The 5,325-nt window shown below is 48.5% G+C and carries 3 protein-coding genes; all 3 read right to left on the bottom strand.

All coding sequences use genetic code 11. The annotated features are described in order from the left end of the window. Nucleotides 1-281 precede the first annotated feature (281 nt). The gene (locus B3D59_RS05335) at nt 282-1,277 is read right to left on the bottom strand and encodes a radical SAM protein (RefSeq protein WP_286818242.1); all 996 of its coding nucleotides are present in this window, start codon (nt 1,275-1,277) and stop codon (nt 282-284) included. 83 nt (nt 1,278-1,360) lie between these two features. Beyond that, nucleotides 1,361-2,815 (bottom strand): amidophosphoribosyltransferase, encoded by a 1,455-nt coding sequence (gene purF, locus B3D59_RS05330; protein ID WP_277004864.1) that lies wholly within the window; start codon nt 2,813-2,815, stop codon nt 1,361-1,363. A gap of 11 nt (nt 2,816-2,826) precedes the next feature. Beyond that, nucleotides 2,827-5,325, bottom strand: a 2,499-nt coding sequence (carB, locus tag B3D59_RS05325) for a carbamoyl-phosphate synthase large subunit (protein WP_286818240.1), incomplete at its 5' end; no start/stop codon positions are given.

Below are 5,325 nucleotides of genomic sequence, written 5' to 3'. Positions count from 1 at the left end.
TTTCATCAGCACAATCCATTTTTTGTTCGTTTCAGTTTAGCAGGAAATATCATGCTTTTTGCACTAAAAGATAGACTTTTTTAAAACCCGGAAAATGGGAATGCGCCCTATAGGATTGTCTTTTAGCGGCGCTTGAAATGTCGGGGTTGATCATAACTTCGGCCACTTTATGCCAATATTTTAATTGACGGTAAGATAGCGTTGGGATTACAGGTAGTTGACGGTGCTCTGTATCTGGTCGCTACATAAGTGGCCCATCTTATGATCAAGCCTGTTCTGTCTTAAGGGTACAATTCTTCCTTGAGCATGCAACAGGCTATTTTATAGCGGGGGAATTGGTTATCATCGTAAGATATATTTCCCGGCTGTATTAATTTGTTCATTACACAACCTTCGGGAATCTGCAAAGAGAAAAGATCCTTTTCATTGATTTTTGGACGAGGCATAAGTTGATTGTTTATTATTTCATAGGAATGAAAGGGAAAATCCTCACATAAAGGACATTGATACACCCGTCCGTTGGGGAAGATAAAATAGTTGTCCGCAACATTGGCAGCACATTCAAAGGTTTCTTCATGGGTAAGGAACACCTTGGGGTAGGTAACGATAATTCCCTGTTGTGCAATCTGTTCCGCCGTTTTTGGAATGATACTGCTCCAGACTGGTTTTAATACCTGGTGCCTTGCATCGGTGTTTTCCGTTTCGCCCCGCATACCCACCACCTGGATAAAAAATCGTGAAATACCAAGATCCTTGACCAATTCAGGAAGCTTTGGGACCTCATGAATATTTTTTTCAGAGACAGTATATATCATTGAGCAGGAAAAACCTTTTTCCACAGCACGGCTGATACCGGACATGACGGCATCAAAGCATCCATCTCCTCTGATGGCATCATTGATTTCCTTGCTGACACCATCCAGAGAAAATGAAAAAAAGTCAATTTGATTAGGTGTGATATTGTCCAGGATGTTGTGAAATAAAAAACCGTTGGTATCCACGGTGATGGATTTGAATCCCATGGATTCGGCTATGCCTATGGCTGAAGCAAGATCGGGGTGAAGGGTGGGTTCACCCCCTAAAAAAATTAGGTTGGTATCCTTTGCTTTGGAAGAAAAGATACCAAGCCACGCCTTGATCGTATCCAGGGAAAGGGTGTTGCTTCCGTGCTGGTCTCGGTTGATATAGCAGTGGGCACAACGCAGATTGCACCGTGTCAGTATGTGGAAAAATAGATTGGTGCTCTGCCTTGAAAATGCAACGGTTTGTTTTTTCACTTTTATTGGCTATTCTGGCTAATGGGTTATAAAATGGGCACGAACGGCGCTTGGCCCTCTTGTTTCCAGTTTCTTGACACCTGTTACCCCATGCACTGTTTGGTAAAATTGGGATCAAAGGGCACAGGGTATGTACCGTCAAAGCAGGCCTTGCAGAAATTTGCTTCAGGGTCATTGACCCCGGAGGCTTCAAGCATGCCTTCAATGGACAGGTAATGCAGGGAATCCAATCCAAGGTATTCGGTCAGTTCATCCAAGGGTTTCTGGGCCGCAATCAACTCTCCTTTGGATGAAAAATCAATGCCGTAGTAACAGGGGAACTTATGAGGCGGACAAGATACCCGCATGTGTATTTTTCCGGCTCCCAACTCCTTTAGTGCTTTCACACGGGTTTTGGCCGTGGTGCCCCGGATAATGGAATCTTCAACAATGATAATATCTTTACCTTTTATCAGTTCCCGTACCGGGTTCAGTTTCACCCGCACCGCAAAATCCCGCATGGACTGGGTGGGCTGGATAAAACTTCTGCCCACATAGTGGTTGCGTATCATAGCCATTTCAAAGGGGATTCCAGATTCTGCGGCATAGCCGATGGCCGCATAGTTGCCGGAATCGGGGAACGGCATGACCAGGTCTGCATCCACATGGGATTCCTGGGCCAGACGCCTTCCATGTGCCTTTCTCATTTCATAGACGTTTTTGCCGTCAATGGTGGAGTCAGGCCGGGCAAAATAGATATATTCAAATATGCACAAGGATTTTTTGGCAGCTGCATTGGGATGTTTGATACTCTTGATGCCGTCTTCACTGATAATAACGATTTCACCGGGGGCCAGTTCCCGGATGAATTCAGCCTGGATCAGGTCAAAGGCACAGGTTTCAGATGCCAGTACATAGTGCCCGTTCAGTTTTCCAAGGGCCAGGGGGCGGAATCCGTTGGGGTCTTTCATGCCGATAATTTCGCCCTTACAGGTCAGAAGAATCATGGAATAGGCGCCTTCAAGCTTTGAGACTGCCTTTAATATGGCTGATTCATAATCGCCCTTTATAAGGTTTTTAATAAACAGGTGCAGAAACACTTCCGAATCCATGGTGGTCTGGAAGATGGAGCCCTGTTCCTCAAGTTCTTCGCGGATGATGTGGGCGTTGACCAGATTACCGTTGTGAGCCAGGGCATAGGAGCGGTGCCGATGGTTCACCACAAAAGGCTGGGCATTGGCCAGGACGGAATCTCCCGTCGTGGAGTACCGGACATGGCCGATGGCAGACCCGCCTTCAATGCGTTTAAGGTCGTCCATGTTGAAAATTTCTGGTACAAGCCCCATGCCTTTATGGGAGAAAATTTTATCATTAATCCCCCGGTTCACGGAGATGCCCGCACTTTCCTGGCCCCTGTGTTGAAGCGCATAAAGTCCGAAGTAGGTAATTTGGGCCGCTTCCGGGTGTTTGTAAAGGCCAAAAACCCCACATTCATCTTTGGGACGTTCACTGGGCGTAAAAACGGGGCAGGTCGAACAATTTAGGTGGGTCGTATTCATTTCTGATTCTTTCAATGCTTAATTTCCTGGTGATAATACTGGAGCGGCTTAACCGTCAGGTTCTCTTTTTTCATGGCCTGGATGGCCAGGCTGATGGCCCGGGCTCCGTCCGTGGTGGTGGCATAGGGTATTTTATATTTAATGGCGGCCCTGCGAATTTCATAGCCGTCTCTTTGGGTCTGGCTGGAGGCACCTGTATTTAATATAAGCTGGATTTCACCGTTTTTCACGGCGTCCACCACATGGGGTCGGCCTGCCGATACTTTTTTTACAAATGTGGATGGAATTTTGTTTTCTTCCAGGAATGTGACGGTTCCCCGGGTGGCCATGATGGTGAATCCCATGTCATGGAAACACTTTGCCACAGGCAGTGCCGCCTTTTTATCCTTGTCCTGGACAGAGATAAATACAGTGCCTTCCTTGGGCAGTTTCTGTCCGGCAGCAAACTGGGCTTTGGCCACAGCTGCGCCAAGATCTTTATCAATGCCCATGACTTCGCCTGTGGATTTCATCTCCGGCCCAAGAACAGGATCGACGTTTTCAAAGCGGTCAAAGGGCATTACCGCTTCCTTGACACAATAATAGGGCGGGATGATTTCCTTGGTCACCCCAAGTTCCTTTAAGGTTTTTCCCAGCATCACCTTGGTGGCCAGTTTAGCCAGAGGCACGCCGATCGCCTTGGAGACAAAGGGGATGGTCCGGGATGCCCTGGGATTGACTTCAATGATATACACCGTGTCATTCATAATCCCGAACTGGATGTTCATCAGACCTTTAACATTTAGTTCTTTGGCAATGGCTTTTGCCGCATCCGACATCTCTTTGATGTGGTGCGCTTCAATGGAATAGGGCGGCAGCACACAGGCGGAATCGCCGGAATGGATACCTGCCTCTTCAATATGTTCCATCATGCCGCCGATGATGGTATCTTCACCGTCGGAAATGGCGTCCACATCCAGCTCAAAGGCTTCTTCCAGAAACTTGTCAATGAGCACGGGTTTGTCCGGGGATGCCTGGACCGCCAGTTCAAAATAGGATTCCAGATCCTTTTCATCATAGACGATTTTCATGGCCCGGCCGCCCAGCACAAAGGAGGGACGAACCATGACCGGGTATCCGATATCCCTGGCCACCTTCACGGCGTCTTGGTAGGAATATGCAATGCCGTTATTCGGCTGGCGCAGGTTCAGTTTTTTAAGCATGGCCGCAAACAGATCCCTATCTTCGGCGCGGTCTATACTTTCCGGACTTGTGCCGATAATGGGAACCCCTTCTTTTTGAAGGTCCGTGGCAAGGTTCAAAGGTGTCTGGCCTCCGAACTGGACAATCACCCCAAAGGGTTTTTCCTTTTCCACGATGTGAAGCACATCTTCCCGGGTCAAAGGTTCAAAGTAAAGCTTGTCAGAGGTGTCATAGTCCGTGGAGACCGTTTCCGGGTTGGAATTGACCATGATGGATTCAACCCCTTCTTCCCTTAAGGCAAAGGAGGCATGAACACAGCAGTAATCAAACTCAATACCCTGGCCGATGCGGTTGGGACCGCCGCCCAGGATGATTACCTTTTTCTTGTCCGACACCCGGGCTTCGCATTCGCTTTCATAGGTGGAGTAATAGTAAGGGGTAACGGCCCTGAATTCCGCGGCACAGGTGTCCACCAGTTTATATACCGGAACAATGCCTAAAGCTTTTCGTTTCTGTTCGATCTGCTTGTCTGTCAGCCCCCCGGACAGATAGGCCAGCTGCATGTCGGAGAACCCGTATTTTTTTGCCTTTTCAAAAAGATCCTTTGGCAGGTTCATACCAGCCAGTTTCAACTGCTTTTCAAGGTCCACAATCTGCTTCATCTGGTACAGAAACCATGGATCAATATCGGTGAGATCATGAATCATGGTGATGGGCATGCCGTGTTCAATGGCGTATTTGATGTAAAAAATCCGCTGGGAATTAGGGGTGGATAATTTGTATTCCAGATCCATACCCGTCACAGATCCGGGAGCAGGGTCTTTTCCGTCGGCACCAAAACCGGCCCGGCCGATTTCAAGGGAGCGCAGACCCTTTTGAAGGGCCTCTTTAAATGTTCTGCCGATGGCCATGGTTTCACCCACGGATTTCATGGCCGTGGTGAGTACATCGTCAGCTTCGGGAAATTTTTCAAAGGTCCAGCGCGGAATTTTGACCACACAATAGTCAATGGATGGCTCAAAGCAGGCCATGGTTTCCCCGGTGATATCATTGGGAATCTCATCCAGGGTATACCCTACGGCAAGCTTGGCGGCAATTTTGGCAATGGGAAAGCCCGTGGCCTTGGAGGCAAGAGCCGAAGACCTGGATACCCTGGGGTTCATTTCAACCACGATAATATCCCCGTTATCCGGGTTCACGGCAAATTGAACATTGGAACCGCCCGTGTCCACGCCGATCTCCCTGATGATGGCAATGGAGGCATCCCGCAGGGCCTGGTACTCTTTGTCGGACAGGGTCTGGGCCGGGGCCACGGTAATGGAATCGCC

The organism is Desulfobacter sp. UBA2225, assembly GCF_002348205.1.
In the GTDB taxonomy this organism is placed as follows: Bacteria; Desulfobacterota; Desulfobacteria; order Desulfobacterales; family Desulfobacteraceae; genus Desulfobacter; species Desulfobacter postgatei.
The sequence above is the reverse complement of the archived record's forward strand: the minus strand, read 5'-3'. Positions and strand labels throughout refer to the sequence as shown.

Coding starts and splice junctions, on each gene's coding strand:
- purF (WP_277004864.1), bottom strand. CDS start 2,815: ATGAATACGACCCACCTAAATTGTTCGACCTGCCCCGTTTTTACGCCC.